Source organism: Alcaligenes endophyticus (assembly GCF_026344035.1).
Classification (GTDB): domain Bacteria; phylum Pseudomonadota; class Gammaproteobacteria; order Burkholderiales; family Burkholderiaceae_B; genus Alcaligenes; species Alcaligenes endophyticus.
Map to the genome: position 1 here is coordinate 1 of NZ_JAPKND010000014.1, position 17,216 is coordinate 17,216.

General features: G+C 48.6%; 25 protein-coding genes and 1 pseudogene. 7 read left to right on the forward strand and 19 right to left on the reverse strand.

Annotated features, from left to right (window positions below; all coding sequences use genetic code 11):
* The first annotated feature begins 182 nt into the window (after positions 1-182).
* A complete protein-coding gene (locus tag OSH01_RS16240; protein WP_266125187.1) occupies positions 183-929 on the forward strand; it encodes a class I SAM-dependent methyltransferase in 747 nt (248 codons plus the stop codon).
* Positions 930-1,010: 81 nt separating this feature from the next.
* Here OSH01_RS16240 and glcC read toward each other — a convergent pair whose 3' ends face one another.
* Positions 1,011-1,760 (reverse strand): transcriptional regulator GlcC, encoded by a 750-nt coding sequence (gene glcC, locus OSH01_RS16245; protein ID WP_266125188.1) that lies wholly within the window; start codon positions 1,758-1,760, stop codon positions 1,011-1,013.
* A gap of 209 nt (positions 1,761-1,969) precedes the next feature.
* Between glcC and glcD the strand changes: the two genes are divergently transcribed.
* The 4 genes from glcD to OSH01_RS16265 all read left to right on the forward strand — a co-directional run bounded on the left by glcD (position 1,970) and on the right by OSH01_RS16265 (position 6,223).
* Positions 1,970-3,469, forward strand: a complete 1,500-nt coding sequence (glcD, locus tag OSH01_RS16250) for a glycolate oxidase subunit GlcD (RefSeq protein ID WP_266125189.1) — start codon at positions 1,970-1,972, stop codon at positions 3,467-3,469.
* Complete coding sequence (gene glcE / locus OSH01_RS16255) at positions 3,470-4,537, forward strand: glycolate oxidase subunit GlcE (RefSeq protein ID WP_266125190.1); 1,068 nt, start codon at positions 3,470-3,472, stop codon at positions 4,535-4,537.
* Positions 4,538-4,550: 13 nt separating this feature from the next.
* Positions 4,551-5,771: a glycolate oxidase subunit GlcF gene (gene glcF / locus OSH01_RS16260; protein ID WP_266125191.1), complete on the forward strand. Its 1,221-nt coding sequence runs from the start codon at positions 4,551-4,553 to the stop codon at positions 5,769-5,771.
* Positions 5,772-5,842: 71 nt separating this feature from the next.
* On the forward strand, positions 5,843-6,223 hold the full coding sequence (locus OSH01_RS16265) for an RNA-binding S4 domain-containing protein (protein WP_266125192.1): 381 nt from the start codon (positions 5,843-5,845) through the stop codon (positions 6,221-6,223).
* 21 nt (positions 6,224-6,244) lie between these two features.
* On the opposite strand, the gene OSH01_RS16270 is transcribed toward OSH01_RS16265, so the two are convergent.
* The 11 genes from OSH01_RS16270 to OSH01_RS16320 all read right to left on the reverse strand — a co-directional run bounded on the left by OSH01_RS16270 (position 6,245) and on the right by OSH01_RS16320 (position 11,251).
* Complete coding sequence (locus OSH01_RS16270; protein ID WP_266125193.1) at positions 6,245-7,750, reverse strand: multicopper oxidase family protein; 1,506 nt, start codon at positions 7,748-7,750, stop codon at positions 6,245-6,247.
* Positions 7,751-7,760: 10 nt separating this feature from the next.
* Positions 7,761-8,192 carry a DUF411 domain-containing protein gene (locus tag OSH01_RS16275; RefSeq protein WP_266125194.1) on the reverse strand — a complete coding sequence of 144 codons (432 nt, stop codon included), beginning with the start codon at positions 8,190-8,192 and terminating at the stop codon, positions 7,761-7,763.
* Between the two features lie 774 nt (positions 8,193-8,966).
* On the reverse strand, positions 8,967-9,203 hold the full coding sequence (locus OSH01_RS16280; RefSeq protein WP_266125195.1) for a hypothetical protein: 237 nt from the start codon (positions 9,201-9,203) through the stop codon (positions 8,967-8,969).
* A 10-nt stretch (positions 9,204-9,213) separates the two neighbouring features.
* A complete protein-coding gene (locus tag OSH01_RS16285; RefSeq protein WP_266125196.1) occupies positions 9,214-9,429 on the reverse strand; it encodes a hypothetical protein in 216 nt (71 codons plus the stop codon).
* Complete coding sequence (locus tag OSH01_RS16290) at positions 9,420-9,623, reverse strand: hypothetical protein (RefSeq protein ID WP_266125197.1); 204 nt, start codon at positions 9,621-9,623, stop codon at positions 9,420-9,422. The genes OSH01_RS16285 and OSH01_RS16290 overlap by 10 nt, the downstream gene beginning before the upstream one ends.
* Complete coding sequence (locus tag OSH01_RS16295) at positions 9,620-10,201, reverse strand: hypothetical protein (RefSeq protein WP_266125198.1); 582 nt, start codon at positions 10,199-10,201, stop codon at positions 9,620-9,622. The genes OSH01_RS16290 and OSH01_RS16295 overlap by 4 nt, the downstream gene beginning before the upstream one ends.
* 1 nt (position 10,202) lies before the next feature.
* Positions 10,203-10,418, reverse strand: coding sequence for a hypothetical protein (locus OSH01_RS16300; protein ID WP_266125199.1), 216 nt, complete (start codon positions 10,416-10,418; stop codon positions 10,203-10,205).
* On the reverse strand, positions 10,418-10,585 hold the full coding sequence (locus OSH01_RS16305; protein WP_266125200.1) for a hypothetical protein: 168 nt from the start codon (positions 10,583-10,585) through the stop codon (positions 10,418-10,420). The genes OSH01_RS16300 and OSH01_RS16305 overlap by 1 nt, the downstream gene beginning before the upstream one ends.
* Positions 10,586-10,596: 11 nt before the next feature.
* Positions 10,597-10,809, reverse strand: a complete 213-nt coding sequence (locus OSH01_RS16310; RefSeq protein WP_266123239.1) for a hypothetical protein — start codon at positions 10,807-10,809, stop codon at positions 10,597-10,599.
* Positions 10,806-11,009 (reverse strand): hypothetical protein, encoded by a 204-nt coding sequence (locus OSH01_RS16315; protein WP_266125201.1) that lies wholly within the window; start codon positions 11,007-11,009, stop codon positions 10,806-10,808. Before OSH01_RS16315 ends, OSH01_RS16310 begins: the two co-directional genes overlap by 4 nt.
* On the reverse strand, positions 11,006-11,251 hold the full coding sequence (locus OSH01_RS16320) for a hypothetical protein (RefSeq protein WP_266125202.1): 246 nt from the start codon (positions 11,249-11,251) through the stop codon (positions 11,006-11,008). The genes OSH01_RS16315 and OSH01_RS16320 overlap by 4 nt, the downstream gene beginning before the upstream one ends.
* A gap of 339 nt (positions 11,252-11,590) precedes the next feature.
* Here OSH01_RS16320 and OSH01_RS16325 point away from each other — a divergent pair, with 339 nt between their 5' ends.
* Positions 11,591-12,241 carry a hypothetical protein gene (locus OSH01_RS16325; protein ID WP_266125203.1) on the forward strand — a complete coding sequence of 217 codons (651 nt, stop codon included), beginning with the start codon at positions 11,591-11,593 and terminating at the stop codon, positions 12,239-12,241.
* Positions 12,242-12,298: 57 nt separating this feature from the next.
* Here the strand turns inward: OSH01_RS16325 and ssb are convergent.
* From ssb to OSH01_RS16350, 5 genes and pseudogenes are all read right to left on the reverse strand, one after another.
* Positions 12,299-12,649 (reverse strand): annotated as a pseudogene (ssb, locus tag OSH01_RS16330) (single-stranded DNA-binding protein); the annotation flags it as partial.
* A gap of 2 nt (positions 12,650-12,651) precedes the next feature.
* Positions 12,652-12,879, reverse strand: a complete 228-nt coding sequence (locus OSH01_RS16335) for a hypothetical protein (protein ID WP_266125204.1) — start codon at positions 12,877-12,879, stop codon at positions 12,652-12,654.
* Between the two features lie 498 nt (positions 12,880-13,377).
* A complete protein-coding gene (locus OSH01_RS16340; RefSeq protein WP_266125205.1) occupies positions 13,378-13,881 on the reverse strand; it encodes a hypothetical protein in 504 nt (167 codons plus the stop codon).
* A gap of 678 nt (positions 13,882-14,559) precedes the next feature.
* Positions 14,560-15,141, reverse strand: coding sequence for a hypothetical protein (locus tag OSH01_RS16345; RefSeq protein ID WP_266125206.1), 582 nt, complete (start codon positions 15,139-15,141; stop codon positions 14,560-14,562).
* 31 nt (positions 15,142-15,172) lie between these two features.
* A complete protein-coding gene (locus OSH01_RS16350; RefSeq protein ID WP_266125207.1) occupies positions 15,173-15,832 on the reverse strand; it encodes a LexA family transcriptional regulator in 660 nt (219 codons plus the stop codon).
* Positions 15,833-15,902: 70 nt separating this feature from the next.
* On the opposite strand from OSH01_RS16350, the gene OSH01_RS16565 reads away from it, so the two are divergent.
* Positions 15,903-16,187 carry a helix-turn-helix domain-containing protein gene (locus OSH01_RS16565; protein WP_354270642.1) on the forward strand — a complete coding sequence of 95 codons (285 nt, stop codon included), beginning with the start codon at positions 15,903-15,905 and terminating at the stop codon, positions 16,185-16,187.
* A 166-nt stretch (positions 16,188-16,353) separates the two neighbouring features.
* Here the strand turns inward: OSH01_RS16565 and OSH01_RS16355 are convergent, their stop codons facing one another.
* A complete protein-coding gene (locus tag OSH01_RS16355) occupies positions 16,354-16,722 on the reverse strand; it encodes a DUF2513 domain-containing protein (RefSeq protein WP_266125208.1) in 369 nt (122 codons plus the stop codon).
* Between the two features lie 69 nt (positions 16,723-16,791).
* Positions 16,792-16,995 (reverse strand): hypothetical protein, encoded by a 204-nt coding sequence (locus OSH01_RS16360; RefSeq protein ID WP_266123256.1) that lies wholly within the window; start codon positions 16,993-16,995, stop codon positions 16,792-16,794.
* Positions 16,996-17,216 lie beyond the last annotated feature (221 nt).

A 17,216-nucleotide genomic window follows, 5' to 3' on the forward strand; every position in this document is an offset into this window, starting at 1 on the left:
AGCGGGCCAAGCGGCGTTAAGGTGGACTTGTCAGGCTCGTCAGTTCGCTCTCGTTTCTCTTTGATAATATTATTATTGCTGTGGATGTTTTGTCTTATCTGAGCGTTTCAAGACGATAGGCTAGTGTTTTGTGGGCTTATAGTCCATACTCATTGAATGTCTGTTTTCAAAAGAAAAAATCAATGAACGCTGTTCGCACGCAGGTACGTCAAATTAGTATCGCGGAGACAGAACCGCTGTCTATTCAGTTTTTATACGACCAGCAACAGTTTCATGACCCGAAAGGGCATGCTGCGGCGTTAGGTATATGTTCGGCCTCCTGGCCGTTATTTGGCATGTTGTGGCCCTCAAGCATACAACTGGCCACCCAGATAGCTTTACGTCCTGTATCGAGCACTGAGCGTATATTAGAATTAGGTTGTGGATTAGGATTGGCGAGTTTAGTAGCACATCGGCGTGGTGCACAGATAACGGCCAGCGATAGGCATCCTATGGCAGCACGTTTTCTGGATGCTAATCAGGCTCGAAATGGATTGACCGGACTGCGCTATCGTCATGCTCAATGGGGAGCAGAGGTATGTTCCGTGCTATTAGGTCAGATGGGGGTAGAGGAGGTCAGTCATACTTATGATCTCGTCATTGCGAGTGACTTACTGTATGAGCGGGATACCCCCCCTTTACTAGCGCAGTTAATGGATCAAGTTGCTAAGCCTAGCGCAGAAATATGGGTAGTCGATCCTAACCGTGGACACCATAATGCATTTAGTCGAGCGGTTTCGGCTTACGGTTTTAAACTGATCAAAAATAAGTGTCTACGTCATCGCACGCTTTACGATGAACAGGGTGAAGTTATGCCGTATAAGGGGCGTTTGTTAGTTTACCAACGTCACGCGGACTCGTTACTTGCCGATCTACAGCAGCCCTCATGATTTCTCGGTGGAAGTTTGCTTCGTGCGCAGATATTCGATAATGGAATTGCGGGCCGACTAAAAGTGCTCTTGTAAGGGGGGCTACCGCCATCCTTCTAGTCGTTGCTGGGCGTGTTCTAAGCGCTCTTGTTCTTCCTTAAGTTCTTGTAAGTTGTGACGTATGCTTTGTATATGTTCCCGTGCAGCCTTGCGAGCTTGTTCGGGCATTTTTCCAGTCACCGCTGCGTATAGCCGAGCGTGCTGACGATCAATTTGACGCCGACTTTTCTCTCGCGGATAAAGATGGTTAATAGAGGTTCGTACGGAGCTGAGCGTAAGTTCATTTAAAGAGCTGAGAACGTGCACGAGTAATGCATTATGAGAGGCTTGGCTAATCGCTAAATGAAAAGCGTGGTCTCGCTCAGCATGAGCGTTAAGGTTTTCGTGTGCCTCTTCCGAGGCACACAGCTCTTCATAACGCCGGCGTATCAGGGCGTAGTCTGCACTAGTCCCTCTTTCTGCAGCCAGCCGTGCCGCTTCGCTTTCTAGGAGTTCTCGTAGTTCGAGCAAGTCATAAACTGCCCGCTCTTGAGTTAGCATTAAGTGCTCAACCGGATTTTGTAAGGCAGGCGAGATTAAGTTGCTCACAAAAGAACCCCGGCCTTGTTCAGTATAGATAAGCCCACGCGCACGTAACAAGTGTAGGCCTTCACGTAAGGCACTTCGTGATACACCCAGCTTATCAGTTAGGCGACGCTCGGAAGGTAAGAGTTGACCGGGTTTAAGTACATTATCGCTAATCAGTTTTTCTATTTGTAGCGCAACGACATCCGCAATGTGCTGACTTTTCATATGTATAAACTAACTGGTCTGGCCAGTGGTTTTCAGTGATGTTTGTTTGGCTTAGTCTACATTAACCTTACTGATTTTAAAGAGATAAAAATAATAATTATTTATTCTCATTAAATAAACTGGTATGACCAGTGCTTAACTGGTTGGATAAATGTGCACCCTTGTTTATGATGTTAGTTAGCATTATGGCCACAGAAAGGGAGACAAGGATGAGTTTGTTGTATGACGAGCGTCTAGATGGGGCTTTACCCTCGGTAGATAAGCAGCAATTGTTAACGGCTATTCGGGATGAGATTCCCAGCCTACAGATTTTGCACCGGCCGGCAGAATTGCGTCCTTATGAGTGTGATGGCTTGGCCGCCTATAGAACTACTCCTTTATTAGTGGCTTTACCTGAAAACACGCAACAAGTACAAGCGTTGATGCGTTTAGCCAGTCGCTTGCAAGTACCTGTCGTGGCGCGTGGCGCGGGCACTGGCTTATCGGGTGGTGCCTTGCCTCTAGAAAAAGGGATATTGTTAGTTTTAGCGCGACTAAATAAAATTTTAGAAGTAAACCCCGAAGCCGGTATTGCCCGTGTGCAACCTGGAGTGCGCAACGCCGCTATATCTGAAGCAGCGGCGCCTCACAATATGTACTACGCGCCGGATCCGTCCTCGCAGATAGCCTGTTCTATCGGTGGTAACGTGGCAGAAAATGCGGGAGGAGTGCATTGTTTGAAATATGGCTTAACCGTACACAATATTATGCAGTTGCAAATAGTGACGGTGGACGGTGAGTTACTGACTTTAGGCTCGCATGCACTTGACTCAGCGGGCTTTGATTTGATGGCCTTATTTACTGGGTCTGAAGGCATGTTGGGAATCGTGACTGAGATCACGGTGAAACTTCTCACGCGCCCGCAGTGTATTAAGGTGTTGTTAGGTAGTTATTCTAGCGTGGAGGCAGCGGCTACCGCCGTCGCGGATATTATTGCTGCTGGCATTGTGCCAGCGGGGCTAGAAATGATGGATAACATGTCCATTCGAGCGGCCGAAGACTTTATACAAGCTGGCTATCCCGTTGATGCCGCAGCCATTTTGCTTTGTGAAATAGATGGTGTCGTCAGTGATGTGGAAGACGATTGCCAATTGGTAGAAGGGGTGATGCGCGCTGCCGGTGCTGATGATGTACGAGTGGCCCACGATCCCCAGGAGCGTCAACGCTTCTGGGCCGGGCGCAAGAACGCATTTCCCGCAGTGGGACGTATTTCCCCTGACTATTACTGTATGGACGGCACCATTCCTAGACGCCAGCTATCTCTGGTCCTGACTCGGATCGCTGAGTTGTCTGAGGAGTATGGCTTGCGTGTGGCGAACGTCTTTCACGCGGGCGATGGCAATATGCATCCTTTAATTTTGTTTGATGCGAATGAAGAAGGGCAACTGGAACAAGCGGAAGCTTTAGGTGGCAAGATTTTGGAGCTATGTGTGCAGGTGGGTGGCACGATCACTGGCGAGCACGGCGTTGGGCGCGAAAAAATCAACCAAATGTGTGTGCAGTTTAGTAGCGATGAATTAACTTATTTCCACGCAGTGAAGGCGGCATTTGATGCCGATGGTTTGCTTAATCCCGGTAAAAACATTCCTACTTTGAATCGTTGTGCCGAGTTTGGTGCCATGCATATACATCGTGGGCAGATGCCTTTTCCTGAGTTGGAGCGTTTCTAAATGAGTGTGACCCTAAAAAATCAAGATCAAACAGATTTGCTGCTGGAACAAGTACAAACCGCTTTAGCGCAAAAATACCCTTTGGCTATTTGTGGTGGAGGGAGTAAGTCCTTCTTAGGGCATTCAGTACAAGCGCAAACCTTGCATGTAGGACAGCACCAAGGAATTGTTGATTATGATCCATCAGAGCTGGTGGTAACGGTGCGTAGTGGAACCACTATTACCGAGCTAAGCCAAGCGTTACATGAGCACGGTCAGTACCTTCCTTTTGAGCCGGCTCATTTCTCGGGTAAAGCGACTGTAGGGGGGGTGGTGGCTAGCGGGCTATCAGGACCTCGTCGTCCCTGGGTAGGCTCGGTGCGTGATTATGTTTTAGGTTGTCGTGTGATAACCGGGGATGCTAAGCACTTGCGCTTTGGTGGGCAAGTAATGAAAAATGTGGCTGGCTATGATGTATCTCGTTTAATGGCGGGTTCTATGGGAACCTTAGGAGTGATTACCGAGGTATCTTTTAAGTTGTTGCCCGTCCCACGTCGTGTCGCCGCGCGTCGTTTGTCCTGTACGCCGGAGCAAAGTCGTCTCTTACTACAGAAGTGGCAAGCGTTATCCTACCCTTTAAGCGGGGCTCTCTATACTGAAGAGGCGTTACATGTTCGCCTAGAGGGAGGTCACAGCTCAGTGACCCAAGCACTGGAGGCCATCGGGGGGGAGGTCGAGCAAGATGGGTTTTGGGAACAATTGCGTGAGCTCAGTCTGCCTTTCTTTAAGGACGCCAGACCTTTGTGGCGTGTTGCTCAAGCAGTGGATGCAGGGCAGGTTAGTTGGCCTGGTGATGCCTTGAATGACTGGGGTGGCAGTTTGGTTTGGCTCAAGTCAGATGCCCCTAAACAAGAGATCCATGCTTTGGCCGAACAGCAAGGAGGGCATGCGACCTTGTATGGTAATGCTACGGAGTCTGGGCATTATGCTCAGCTTGCTGCTCCGTTGATGAAGTTTCACCAACAACTAAAAGACCGCTTGGACCCAGCAAGAATTTTCAATCCCGGCCGTATGTACCCAGGCTTATAAGAAAGGACACATAATGCAGACTAATTTGAGTCCATGGGCGAAAACCTTGCCACGTGCCCAAGAAGCAGAAACTATTTTACGCACTTGTGTGCATTGTGGATTTTGTAACGCGACCTGTCCTACGTACTTGGATCAGGGCAACGAGTTAGATGGTCCACGTGGACGCATTTATTTAATTAAGAATCTGCTTGAGGGTGAGCCAGCTAGCGCTACGGTGCAACAACACTTAGACCGTTGCTTAAGCTGTCGAAACTGCGAAACCACCTGTCCCTCGGGAGTTAATTACCACGCTTTATTAGATATTGGCCGTGCCGCAGTGGAAGGGCAGATCAAACGACCTTTGAAAGATCGGTTAAAGCGTGAGGTGTTAAAGCGAGTCGTTCCAGAGGCGAGTCGTTTTCAGCGTTTATTGAAAGTGGGGCAGTTAGCCAAGCCTTTTTTACCTACCGCATTTGCGGAGCAAATCCCTAGTAATATCGCCCCTGCTAAACAATACCCTATGCCACGCCATGAGCGTAAAGTCATGCTCTTAGAGGGCTGTGTGCAAGGAAGTTTGTCACCCAACACCAATGCTGCCACAGCCCGCGTTCTGGATAAGTTAGGGGTCAGTGTGCATACCGTCACAAACGCTACCTGCTGTGGTGCGACAGACTATCACTTAAATGAGCAAGAGAAAGGCTTGCAACGAGCGCGACGAAATATAGATGCCTGGTGGCCAGCCTTAGAGAAAGGCTGCGAGGCCATCGTGCAGACGGCCAGTGGTTGTGGCGCATTTGTGAAAGAGTATGGCAAGTTATTGAGTCATGACGCTGCCTATGCAGAAAAAGCGGCTTTAGTGAGCGCTAAGGCCTTGGACTTGGTGGAGTACATGGACATCTTGCCGCTTGACGAGTTAAACGTGGAGACACAAGGACAACGCATAGCATTTCACTGCCCTTGTAGCTTGCAGCATGCACAAAAACTCTCTGGTAAAGTGGAAAGTGTCTTGCAGCGTTTAGGTTTTGACTTGACCTCAGTGCCTGACGGTCATTTGTGCTGTGGCTCCGCGGGTACTTATTCCATTACTGAGCCCGATATTGCCCGTCGCTTGCGTGATCGAAAAATGGATGCCTTAGAAAGCGGTAAGCCCGACATGATTGCGACAGCTAATATTGGCTGCCAAATGCACTTACAAGGGGCTGCTCGTACTCCCGTGCTGCATTGGGTTGAACTACTGGAGCAGGCACTGAGCTAGATAAGGTGAAGGTGTTTCTGGGTTTGTGCCAAGCGCGGTATGATGCAGATTGCTCATCATAAGGGTTTGGCATGGACCGTCTACGTTTAGATAAGTGGTTATGGGCTGCACGTTTTTATAAAACGCGCAGCTTGGCAGCACAAGAAATTAATAAAGCCAGAGTAGAGGTAAATGGCCTAGCGGCTAAACCGGCTCGTGAGCTGAGCGTGGGTGATTTAGTACGCTTAAAAAAAGAGCAGCCAGCCATGTTGGTTAAAGTGATTGCACTAAGTGCAGTACGTGGTCCAGCCACGGTAGCGCGTTTGTTGTATGAAGAGACCCCTGATAGTGTTGCCGCGCGCGCTCATGCCGCGGAGCAACGTCGGTTAGCTCCTGAGCCTGCTTTAGCGCATACCGAAGGTCGGCCAACCAAGCGTGATAGGCGCGAGCTAGAAAGAGCGCGTGGCCGTTAGGCCACTGCGCTAGGGGGCGACTTAACTCACTAATAAGTTGGCCATCATACCCAAGTCTTCATGTTCTAATATATGGCAATGGAACATGCGTATGCCAGGCTGATCCTGTTTCACTAGAAAATAGACGGTTTCATAGGGTTGAAGGTTAATCGTGTCTCGCCAAGCCGGATAGGGTTCAGTCAAGCGTTGACCTGCTTGTTCGCGCTCGGTCACAATAAACTGTGTGCCATGTAAGTGGAATGGGTGGTCCATATGGGAGTCATTAAAAACTTGCCATAATTCCACTTCGCCCAACTTGCTTTGTAAGTCTATGCGATCCATATTGTAGACCTTGCCATTAATCATGAACATGGATTGCAGCATGGACATACTCATGTCGTGATCATCATGAGACATATCCATTTCACTAAAAGTCACTTTCTTTTTAGCCGTAGGTTGTCCTAAGTGGATAGTGTCGCGGAGACGAGCAGGTACGAAGTTGTTGCCTTGTTTTGGCACTTGCACGTGCGCTAGCACGTAATCTTGTGGTCTCTCTTCTACCATCATTTTGTGTCTGTCGTAATAAAGCGCCCGCAAGGTAGTGGCTCGGTCTTGTTCTGAAATAAGTAGCGCTTCCACTCGTTGCCCGGGTACTAGCAGAAGCTCGTCACTGGGTGGGCGAGCGGATTCTAGCAGGCCACCATCGGTGCCTAGGAGCACCCACTGGCATCCGTCTACTTGCAAGCGTAAGTAACGTGCAGAGCAACTGTTCCAGATACGTAAACGCGTATTGGGAGCTAGGCTTGTCGAAGGTTGGTATTGCCCATTAATGAGTATGAATTGGCCTTCGCGCCCGTTCATCCAATCTAGCATGGTATTGGGAGGGATTTGTGCTTGTTCGTCTAAGCGTAGATCGCTAATCATCCAGTGTTGCTCGGGCATTTCCGCCAATGGGTCTGTGCGTGAATGCACAATGAGGGTGCCCGCTAGACCACGAGCGACTTGCATAGCTGTTTGACCGTGGGGATGAGGATGGTACCAGTAGGTTCCTGCAGACCCCTCTGGCAAGGTAAAACGATAGTGTCGCTGTTCGCCTGGAGCAACAGGATCTTGTGGATTACCGTCTTGATCAGGGGGAACCGGTAGGCCGTGCCAGTGCACCGTAGTGGCTTCCGGAAGCTGGTTGTAAAAAAGTATGTCCACTGTGTCGCCTTCGTAGACCTCAATCAAGGGCCCAGGTGCATTGCCGTTGTAGGTATACATCTGACTAACGTATGGTTTGGCTAGCTTAATGCCCTGCGTTTGTGCGCTTAACCTAGCCGTAAACCGCCCCGCTTGTGTACTTTCGTTTTGTAGTTTCTCTAAGGGGCGTAGCCTTTCACCATGAGGAAGAGCACCCAGAGCTAGAAGGCCTGAGTTTGATCCGCTGTGGTGGCCTGACATATCCATATTGCGATGTTGCATTCCATGGTGCGCCTGAGCAAATAGACTGCGGTACGGGAGTGCTAAAGCTAGCGCGCTAAGAGTTAAAATTTGTCTGCGTTTCATGCTCATTCCTCTAGAAGCGTCCATACTCGCCAATGACATTCCCGTTTTTATCAATTGCATAAACAGGCAAAGTGCCGGGTACTTCTGGCCCCATGCCTGGTGAGTTCAAGGGCATATCGGGAACGGCAATCCCGTAAGGCGCTTTGGGGTCTCGCATAAGTTGACGGATAGCACTCATCGGAACATGGCCTTCGATAACATGATCCCCCCACTCAATGGTGTGGCAACTGCTCACTTGCTGAGTGTTCAGTTTTTGTTTAATGCTATTTAGCTCTTGGTGGTCACGGCGAGCGACTTGTATGCCCTCGGCTTCTAAGTATTGTGCATAGGCTTCACAACACCCGCACCATGGGTTTTTGTGTAGTGTGACTTGTTGGGCAGCAACGCCCATTGCACTGCTAAGCAAGATTAAGCCTGCTATAGCACGCGTAGAGTAAAACATATGAACTCCTGAGTTAAGTAGTAAGAAAAAAGTAGCCTTAGTACTTGGGAGGCGGAGTTTCTGTAGGGTAAATAGCAAAGGGCTTGGCATGCGACCGGCTGCTAAGCGTTTGATGAATTAAAGAGTTAGCTGGTTTTGCTAAAGAGGGCGCTAATAAATAGCAGGCGGAGCAACAGTTAATCTGGCAGTGTTGCTGCAAAGGCTCTTGTTCGGGTGAGTCGCAATGTGTGCACTGAGTAGCAGACAGCGTCTTATTGAGAGGAGTAGCGGCACTATGTGTTGTTGCGGACAAAGTTGAGCCCCAGCCTAAGACTAGTACGATTAAAAGGCTCACTAGCAGACGCAGGTAAAGCCCCGAGACAGGTAGAAGCGAGTTAATCCGTAAGCAGGCCCAACGCGACATAGAAATGGTCTTGTAATGACAGTTAGCCGAGGTTTTAACTCTACACCTTCCCCTAGGGGGAAGGTCAAGGGTTTGCCTCGTCGCGGCGACGTTATCAAAGCATTCCCCCTCCGTTTTAGCAGAGGGGTAATAAACACCAAAGGTAAGGTGAATATCTCAGATCCCTTGGCGCGACTCTCTCATAATCTCAGTGGCGGTTTTGTTGAATGGCTTAAGAGTGTTATTTAATCCGTAGAAAACAACAACGCCAACCCATAAGGATTGGCGTAAGTGTTTGATATATATGGTGCCGCTTGCCGGAAACGTAAAGTATTAAAAAACAATGCTTTATAAAAGAAATGGGGACAAAATGCGCCTTTGCGGCGCACAAACTAAGTGTTGTTTGATAGCCCCATGTATCTTCTTAGTTCGGCCCCACTAATGCTGCCGTCTATGGTTTTTATCTTACCCTCAAGGATACGCTTTCTTAGGGTGTTCTGGCTAATTTTTAGTTTACGGCACACTTCTTTTTGCTGATAGAAGGCCATATCATCAATAGCTCTTTGGACGCCAATCTGAGCTGCCTCAATCAACATTTCCCGCAGCCGAGACTCGGGCAAAGTAATCATAAAAACCTCCCTAAATAGCTTGATTAAATTCTTGCAAAAACGCTGCTCTGAACTGCTCAAGAGTGCGTCTATCTGCATTGCGTGGATCTTTGACGAAAGCCATCATGCGTGAGTGCAGAATGTTGAAACGCTGTAGCTGTTGCTGTGCCTCTTCGTATTCACACGCAAGACACCCCTCTACACGCGGGGGCGATTCACGGTGATGCTTGCAAATCTCTATTCGCATGAGTACTCCCTATTTGCACGCTCAATATCATGCGCAATGCTGTCGGCTGACTCCTGCGCCTCAATAGAGGCGCCATCAAACGTTTTCACGTAAGCACCTATGCGGCTTGAATTAGGGCCTGCATGAGATATGCGGGCAATGGTACTTGGGTGGAGGTAGTGCTTTGTGCCGTTAGGGCTGGTTAGAACAATCATTTTTGCTCCTTGCGTGCCGCGTCGATGAGGCGGCTGGCTCGGTTGTAGCCAATGCTTAGCCGTCTTGATAGCTCGGATATGTACCGCACTCCACAGTCTCGAACTAGCCAATTTGCAGCACCTTGGAGTGGATCTGTATCTACCTTGTCGCCACTTTCGCGTCCAATTTTCCAAAATGGCGCAAGCCAGTGGTTACTGTCAGGGGGTGGGCTTATGTTTTGGTAACCAGATACGAGCGCTCCTGTAATTGCGTCTGCGGTCAGGGCGCGTATTCCAGCTGGATCGTCCCTTAGGGAGTAGGGCTGTGCCGGGCTTTCTTTGGGTACTTCAATAGCAAAGGTCTCGTTCACCGGTTCCGCACTCTCAGCTCCGGCTATGAGGGCGCCACTGAGCATAGATCTTAATATCTCGATGCAACTTCTAGCGCTTTCAGAATCTGCCCCATCTCCGCCATCATCAAACACGCTGGCTCGTTGAATAGCTGTGTCGATATCAGCGAGTCTCACAAGCCTGTATCCGTAAGGTGGGATTATTTGCTTAACATCAGCATCACTTAATAGTCGTCGAGTGTCAGTCATTTCAATTTCCTTGATTAGCAGCCTGTGGCGCCGCAATTGCTTGTTTCAGCTCCCGAGCTAATTGCATAACGCGTGTCAGATAGTCAAAGTCATAATGCTGTCGGGCGAGATCCAGTGCTCGCAGGATTTCATCTATTGCGGCTGCGGGTGTAGGCGGGTGGGCAGGGCACGGCCAACGTAGCGACCCGTCGCCGGATGGGCATGTGCAATTAGTCATTACGGCTCCTGATTTTTACGGTATTCCTGATAGCTAAAACGATTGCTATTGAGCGTGTGAAGGGGGCGGTCGCCATATACTTCGGCAGTGCGGTCAAGATTGAATCGCTCTGCTGGCGTAGATGTAGTACCGGTAAATTTCTTAGGCTTCGGTTTTCTTTTCTGCATAGTCGCTCCGCTCATAAATAACCAAGAAACACCCCCAAAGGGGGCGCAAGTATTCCAATGGCACGCATAACCTGTTCAATGCCAAACTCAGAAAAGGCTGGTGATAGAAAAGTGAGTTTGTAGATATTGGCTAAGTAGCCATAAAAGACTGCTGCAATGGTGCCCAATATGAGTAGCGCAACAGCGATGATTCCAATGAGTTCTTTATCGACGGGGGCGCTCATTCTGGTTCCTTAGTCTTGTATTCGCTGGCGTAACCAAGCAGGGTTATCAGACCGTGAGTGCCATAAATAGCTAGAGTGAACGAAAACAGCAGCCACTCTTTGCTTAGCTTCTCTACGCCCAGCAGGGCAAAATAAAAGCAGCCGGCTAAGATGACTGCTTCTTTGATGCCGCTGCACAAGATGACAGTGAGTGATCTCATGGCTTGCTCTCCTGGTAGGCATCAAATGCCTTTAGGTACGGATGGTTACGGCCCTTTTTCCAAGCATCTTCAATGATGAGCGACAGACTGATTTCACCATCCTGAGCGCCCAGCCTCTCGCGGCAAAATCTGATAAATGGCTCAATGGCACCCCCGATCTCGTCGCGAGCCGCATAGGGGGGGGATTTCGGATTTCTAGCTACATTTCCGAACAGATTTAGTTGCGAGGATTGTGCATCCATGGCTTGCTTCCTCCTGGCGAAGAGTAAAAAATTGCCCCGGCTGAATATGCTTCAAGTGGGGGCTGTGAATAAATAAATTTGGGGCCTAGTCGATAGCAGTGTTTTTTGCTCATCGATTGGGCGCCAGAAGGTATACTGCGTCAGCTAGAGAGAAGGTATATATTTTGAGGGCTGTCTAGTTATAGCGGATTAATTCTGTCCTGTAGGCTTTTTTATTGGTTATATTTGTTTCTGGGTTGGTTGTTGATGAATTAATACAATATAAGTGGCTTGGTAAGCTATTATGTTTTTAAATTGATTTTTATCCGTTCTATATTTGTTTTTTGATAAAGAGAGAAAATGGAAGATTTTGATAAAAATAAAAAAACAAATAAAAATACTGTTTTTGTTGCAGTTTGTATTTTTATTATGGTTTTTTCTACCGGCTTAGCGGTTAGGTTTTATATTAATGTTTTAAACTCAGAGAAAGACAAAACAGCTTCGATTTTTTTAAATAATTTCGAGGAAAATATGCTAAATCTCTCTCTGGCTAAGAGAGTAAAGAAGATTGAGGAATCTAGCGATAGTCTTCAGCGAAATTTTATAGAATTGATCAACACGACCAGAAATATTTCTGCCAATGAGATTGGGTCGGACAAAGCTCTAACTTTTAAAATTTTTGAGCTTGAGGCTAGATTGGTGGAGATTGCTCATGATGTAAGTAAGCTCAAAGAGTTTTCAGTTAGCCCTAAAGTGGAAGCCTTAGAAAAGGCTATTGGAGGTGATGTGGAGCGAGTTTTTTCTGTTCCAAAGTTGCGTGTGGATATGGATGAGCATAAACGGCAATATGAAATAAATATCATTAAATTAGAAGAAAGAATAAGGACGGTTTCTGATAGAATGGACTCTTTTTATACTTTAATTGTTGGCGTTGCTGTTAGTTTGATATGTGCATTGCTTGGTTTTTTAGGTGTTAATTTATTTGAAAAAAGAGTAAAAAATAGATTTTAAATATCTTGTTTCTTTGCTAATTATTGTTACTGAAAGGATGGTGTCAGCCTTAAGCTAGTTCTCATTGCGGCTGGTCCTACCGTCTAGCATTTGCATTTGCTCGGCAATGACTTCAGTGGTGTAGTTGTCTTTACCGTCTTGGCCTTGCCATTTACGGGTACGCAAGCGACCCTCCACATAAACGGGGCGACCTTTGCGTAGAAACTCGCCTGCAATTTCTGCCAAGCGGTTATAAAACACGACTTTATGCCATTCGGTTTCTTCTACCCGCTCACCTGTTTTGCGGTCTTTCCATTGCGAGGTCGTGGCAATGGAGATATTGCACATCGCTGCACCCTGCTGGTTGTAGCGAATCTCTGGGTCTTTCCCTAGGTTGCCAACCAAAATAACTTTATTAACTGATGCCATGCCTAATATCCAGCCGCTGGGGCCACAAATTTAAGAAAAAAACCAAGCCCAACGGTGAAAATAAGGGCGCCTACCCACGCAGCATTCGGGATATGCCAATCATCTTGGGCGGGAGCCAGCCTTAAGCGGCTAGCTAAACGGGGGCGCAGTATACGCATCCAGACTTTATCGACTGTTGCGCCTAGGGCGATAACGAACGCCCACAGCCATAGCTGGGTCAATGCTTCCATAGCTGGCTCCTAAAAGGGTAAATACAAAGAAAGGGGAAGAGGGTGGCTTGCGTAGCAGCATCGCTGTGCCGGCGCGCCAGCCAGTAGATAGCTGTTTCCGGAGCTCCACCCTCAGATAGCAGCCCTCCCGCGGATAAAGCACCGCTTTTCCTACACAAACCAAAGGAGCGTAACCGCCGTCGCTAACACGGTCAGTGGAGGACTGCTATCTGATGGTCCTAGGCTCTTACGCGGCCTAAGTTACGGATAAATGCTTTTGATGCCAAAATGCTTTCTGGCTTCCGGTTGCCATACGCGGCGATTGTCAGCAATGGCAGTGCATTCCACATTCATCACATAGGCGGGCTGGGCTTGATTCCAGCTAGAGGCGCTCTAGTGCGGTCTTGCCGCCGGATGCCCCGGTATGGTGGCCTGCCATTCGAGTATTTACCGTTGACCGTGCGTGTCCTTCCACGCCGCCGCCTATGTGATGCCCCTCTTACGAAGGGCGAGTGTTATTTACTTCGCAGCAAGAGCATGATTAACATCGCTCTGAATAGATGCTGCTGCCATTTGTAAAGAATTGATGTAATCCTCAAGCGCTGCAATGCGGTCACGCAGCAGATCTAGATCCTCTTTGTGGGCAGGCTCTTTAATGTTGACCTCAACCCCTGCGATGTTTATTTTTGGCGCTGCAGACGCCTCATTACCGCTTGCACTAAGCTCATCCGCGTGCGCTGCCAGAGCGCTACTAGAGGGCACATTAGAGATGGTTGCTGCCTTAATGGGGCCGGAGGCGATAGTGATATCACGAGCAATTGCCTCAGCGGCCAGCCGCGCCGCAAATGAAGAGACTGCTGCGTTATATGGAGCGCCTGACTCGTTAACTGCAACAGAAAAGTCTTTAGCTCGGACAGCAAAGCAACCTAGATTTTTGGGCTCTGGTATATCGATGGCCTTACGCTCCTCTAGTAGGGCGTATAGTTTTTCGTAGGATTCTCGGGCGATTTTTACGGCACTCATGCTTGACTCCAGTTTGATTAGTGGGCTTCCTGCTCTGGTACAGGAGACGATCAATATCGTTACCGTTACGGCTGATCCCAGCACCCCGCCGTAGGGCTGAGGAGATCCAGCTAAGCTGGCCGCCTGGGTGCGGTGTAATTTCTTTAGTTGCTGGCCTCGGTTGAAGCCATCCACCAAAGCGGCCTGACTTAGCAGGCCGTTTGTTTGGTTCCGTAAATATTGCGGTACGGTTTCCTTACCGTCCCCTACCTACTACATCAGGGGAGCGCCGGACCCCACGCCTATTAAAGGCCTCACGCCAATCGCGGGAATGTATCTATCCGGTTTTTTCTGCCGTCTTTTTGCCAGGGCGTACGCAGCGTGTATCCCTCGGTTATTCCGGCGCACCTACACCTCACGGCAGTGCGCAGCGTCTTTCGTGTGCCGTTATTCGCCAGCCTGAAACTAAAAGGCTGGTGTGGTCCACACTCTCAATTTTTAAAGATCATTTAACGCTTCACTTACCTTTACTGGGCTGCCCTGAGGGCTAGGCTTTTCTGTGGTGTGTTGTGTAGCGTTAGATGAATCTTACACATTGGCCTAGTGGGATGTCAAGTATATCTTACGTTTATGGTAAGACGTATCGTGCAGAGTTAAAAAAAGCCACCCAGAGGTGGCGTGGTAAGCCGTGTAAGTAGGCTATTCGGGCGATTCGTCTTTTATTGTTATTCCGTCGCATATCTGCAAAAGATTGCCGGTAGTTTCACCTGCGGCAAGCTTCGTCTTAGCTTGATCGCACGTCATCCAGTCACTGCGAGTCCCAAGCATATAATCCATTCTTGCCCAAAAGAGGTCATATAGAGCGGTTCCGCTTACTTGTCCTGGTGTCGCCCCAGAGTCGGATGATGAGACCCCCGCCCCGCCAGTGGGGGCGGCTATTGCTGATGCTGTGCTAGTTGCGACGGAGACTGTTGCGTTGGTACCGGTAGGAGTATCCACAGCCTTAATTGTCCAGGTATCAACACCATCAACCACAATTAACAAAGCAAATACAAGCCATGAGCGCATACCAGTAACTGAGTCAGCGCTGTGATGAAAGGTGAAGTCATCACCATCCATCAGCGTAAGCACCTTTTCTGCCGCAGCAAATACATCTTCGCTGCTTTTCCCCTCATAGCTTCTTTGAACGGCGTCAAGGTACTCGGCCCGAGACATTTTAGGGGGAGGCGCTGCACATCCGGAAAGCGCAAGAAGCAAGACTGCTACAAAGATGTTACGCACAAACAATCCTTTTTAAGTTGCTAAGCTGGGACTAGAGATCCTTATGCTTGCTCGGAGAAACCACAGCGGCGACAGCATGTATTTCGGCAACTCGTTCAATAGGTAAAGTGAGCCTTGATCCGCCATTGACAGACATAAGACTAACCTCCTCGCTATTTCTATTGAGAAGCTCTTTAACCATTTTCTTTCCGTCTATTTGCCTGATTGCTACATATTCCCCTAGCACGATAGGTGCGTTTGGCTCAACAACGACATACCAGTTGTTTCTGATAGCGGGGAACATGCTGTCACCCTTAACCCTGAGCACATAAGCGTCAACGTCATTTGAAAAGTGCTCAATGTAGCCTTCGGAGCCGATGCATTGCACTTCTTCGTACCAGCCATTCTCACCCAATTGAGCAACCCCCAATACAGGTATTAACGTTCTTTTTGGAGCCTTCCCTACGTAAGTGGCCTCCGAGTCGACGTGCTTATCTTTTTTTGATGGCCCGCTGCCAGTAGCGAGCCAAGCAGCCGAAAATTCTGAGTTATCACTTAATTGCTGAGCGGTTTCAGCCGATAAAACCCGCACCTTTCCATTAAGCCAGTCAGTAGGGGCTGCGCGAGAGGTCCCCGAGCGTCTAGCCAACTCGGCATTAGACCAACCGGTTTCGTCTTTAACTTGCTGTATGCGTTCGGAGAGATTTTTCATTGTGTTAGGTTAATCGAACACATGTAAGATGTGTTTGACCTTTAAGTAAGATGCATCTAACATTGAGCTTATGAACACGAACCACACTTTTTTAAATGACCTGCGGCCTCTTTTGTTGCGAGCAGTTGAGCTTGGATTCACGCAAGCGCAAGTTGCCCGTGAGATCGGCCTATCAAGGGCAACTATTAACTCGGTCATCCAGAAAGGCGGGACGTGGATGCCGGGCTATAGAGCGGGCGCACTTCTAGTAAATCTTTTGAAATGCAGAGAGAACCAAATGCACGACCCTAAAGACACAGACAAAATTCCTGTTGGCCCTACTGACGTCATCACTAAAGGGGGCGCACATGAGTAGCCTTTTGCACAGCATGGTGTTACTCGCGGATTCTTGGATGAGACGAAGCGGCTCTTCGCTTAAAGACCGACATAGAGTAAGCGCCTTGGATTCAGCCGTAGGCACCCAGGGTACTACGACTGAAATTCGGGTTTTGCGCGCTGCGGCATGCGATCTTTACGACGTTTTATGCACCGCCCCTGATGGAAGGCAGGCCTTGAGTGATCTCGGCTTTGAGCCACTCCCTCAAAACGGAAAAGGAGAATGACATGCTTGGTTTCAGCACATTTTCTTTGGCTTTTTTCCACAAAGTGTCACTTCGAATTTCGTCAGCGAAGTTGCAACCATCCCAAGTGAGTCGTTTTATTGCAGTGCTAGTGGAGCCATCTAGGTATTCCTCGATACTTGCCTCTACTAGCCTAGCTTCCTTCATCCATCTAGCATGCCCAGCAAAAATAGCATCCTCAATGCCTTCAATGCCTTCCAGCCACTCATTGGGTGGGAGTTGCTCTGTGGCGAGTGTGATTTTACGAATTAAATCCATGTCTCGTTTCACGGTCAATTCCTTTTAGAAAAGTTTAGTTACTGGAATCTCTAAGCATACCTGATTGGGATTGACCATCCATTAATGCAGCGTAGTAGCACCGCTTTCACCTAGTCCGTGAAAGTAGTTCCACTCCAAGCGCTGAGCCACCCATTCGATGTGATCGTCGGTGGGGGCATCGAATGTTTCATACGCGAGCTCGGTAGCTCTATTGATGATGTCGTAGTGAGTGATGAGTTTCATGTTCATGCCGTTAGTTTGCGGCGTACCAGATTTATTTTCCATTCGTAATTCCCGAGCCCTGATTTTTGACAGTTACATGTTATCCAGAACACGGCTAGGGCGAAACGCTGAAATACACAGGAGTTCAGCCCAATGACAAAACAAGCTTCATCTCTGTATTGGCGTGACGAGTTATACAGCGCCATATGTGATGCCAAGGGCGGTATTAAAGACGCAGCAGCTTACCTAACGGAGCAGCGCGGCACATCGATTCATATGGAGTC

Bases quoted from the DNA above. Each gene is read 5' to 3' on its own strand.
- OSH01_RS16300 (WP_266125199.1), bottom strand. From the start codon at position 10,418: ATGACTAATTGCACATGCCCATCCGGCGACGGGTCGCTACGTTGGCCG.
- glcF (WP_266125191.1), top strand. From the start codon at position 4,551: ATGCAGACTAATTTGAGTCCATGGGCGAAAACCTTGCCACGTGCCCAA.
- glcD (WP_266125189.1), top strand. From the start codon at position 1,970: ATGAGTTTGTTGTATGACGAGCGTCTAGATGGGGCTTTACCCTCGGTA.
- OSH01_RS16240 (WP_266125187.1), top strand. From the start codon at position 183: ATGAACGCTGTTCGCACGCAGGTACGTCAAATTAGTATCGCGGAGACA.
- glcE (WP_266125190.1), top strand. From the start codon at position 3,470: ATGAGTGTGACCCTAAAAAATCAAGATCAAACAGATTTGCTGCTGGAA.
- OSH01_RS16320 (WP_266125202.1), bottom strand. From the start codon at position 11,251: ATGGATGCACAATCCTCGCAACTAAATCTGTTCGGAAATGTAGCTAGA.
- OSH01_RS16315 (WP_266125201.1), bottom strand. From the start codon at position 11,009: ATGAGATCACTCACTGTCATCTTGTGCAGCGGCATCAAAGAAGCAGTC.
- OSH01_RS16285 (WP_266125196.1), bottom strand. From the start codon at position 9,429: ATGCGAATAGAGATTTGCAAGCATCACCGTGAATCGCCCCCGCGTGTA.
- OSH01_RS16350 (WP_266125207.1), bottom strand. From the start codon at position 15,832: ATGAAAAATCTCTCCGAACGCATACAGCAAGTTAAAGACGAAACCGGT.
- OSH01_RS16335 (WP_266125204.1), bottom strand. From the start codon at position 12,879: ATGGAAGCATTGACCCAGCTATGGCTGTGGGCGTTCGTTATCGCCCTA.
- OSH01_RS16280 (WP_266125195.1), bottom strand. From the start codon at position 9,203: ATGATTACTTTGCCCGAGTCTCGGCTGCGGGAAATGTTGATTGAGGCA.
- OSH01_RS16310 (WP_266123239.1), bottom strand. From the start codon at position 10,809: ATGAGCGCCCCCGTCGATAAAGAACTCATTGGAATCATCGCTGTTGCG.
- OSH01_RS16290 (WP_266125197.1), bottom strand. From the start codon at position 9,623: ATGATTGTTCTAACCAGCCCTAACGGCACAAAGCACTACCTCCACCCA.
- OSH01_RS16325 (WP_266125203.1), top strand. From the start codon at position 11,591: ATGGAAGATTTTGATAAAAATAAAAAAACAAATAAAAATACTGTTTTT.
- OSH01_RS16295 (WP_266125198.1), bottom strand. From the start codon at position 10,201: ATGACTGACACTCGACGACTATTAAGTGATGCTGATGTTAAGCAAATA.
- OSH01_RS16340 (WP_266125205.1), bottom strand. From the start codon at position 13,881: ATGAGTGCCGTAAAAATCGCCCGAGAATCCTACGAAAAACTATACGCC.
- OSH01_RS16565 (WP_354270642.1), top strand. From the start codon at position 15,903: ATGAACACGAACCACACTTTTTTAAATGACCTGCGGCCTCTTTTGTTG.
- OSH01_RS16265 (WP_266125192.1), top strand. From the start codon at position 5,843: ATGGACCGTCTACGTTTAGATAAGTGGTTATGGGCTGCACGTTTTTAT.
- OSH01_RS16275 (WP_266125194.1), bottom strand. From the start codon at position 8,192: ATGTTTTACTCTACGCGTGCTATAGCAGGCTTAATCTTGCTTAGCAGT.
- glcC (WP_266125188.1), bottom strand. From the start codon at position 1,760: ATGAAAAGTCAGCACATTGCGGATGTCGTTGCGCTACAAATAGAAAAA.
- OSH01_RS16305 (WP_266125200.1), bottom strand. From the start codon at position 10,585: ATGCAGAAAAGAAAACCGAAGCCTAAGAAATTTACCGGTACTACATCT.
- OSH01_RS16270 (WP_266125193.1), bottom strand. From the start codon at position 7,750: ATGAAACGCAGACAAATTTTAACTCTTAGCGCGCTAGCTTTAGCACTC.
- OSH01_RS16360 (WP_266123256.1), bottom strand. From the start codon at position 16,995: ATGGAAAATAAATCTGGTACGCCGCAAACTAACGGCATGAACATGAAA.